Here is a 515-nt window from a genome sequence, read left to right as displayed (position 1 = left end):
CAAACCTTCCGTTGAAGAGTTAAATCAAAGGAGTGATTTGATTATTAAATATGAAACTATAAAGAAAGGTCGCAGTGTTACTGGATTGGCTTTTAGCTTTAAACAAAATCCCCAGATAAAAATGGATGTTTGATTTGATGGTATAGCCGAACTGGCAAGATAAAATCTAAAGTAAAAAAAACGCCCTTAGAGGGCGTTTTTTGTTCGAAACGAACAGTGATGTTTTTGCCCTGTAAATCGCTCTCAAAGCGTCACAAACTTACAAAGCGTTTTAGTCTTACATCCGCTCGGGTTAGGTATGAAAATCGCCACTACGCGCGTTCTGGGCGCTCTGAGCGGCGTTTTGAGCATCAAAGTGGGCCATTTAACATATAACCAATAACACGCCCCAATTAAGAGCCACTAACCATAATTTATTCATTTGCCCATTTCATCTTATAGGTGCATGTTTTAGCATTTAAAATAAAAATGGCGTTTGTGACATGTCACGGTAAGGTATTTATTAATGCAGTATG

At 38.1% G+C, this 515-nt stretch carries 1 pseudogene; it reads left to right on the top strand.

The features are described from left to right. Positions 1-133: pseudogene (locus R7R78_RS29535) on the top strand (replication initiation protein); the annotation flags it as partial. Positions 134-515: the final 382 nt, after the last annotated feature.

The organism is Vibrio sp. 2134-1 (assembly GCF_033339495.1).
This window is presented reverse-complemented; position numbering and strand designations above follow the sequence as displayed.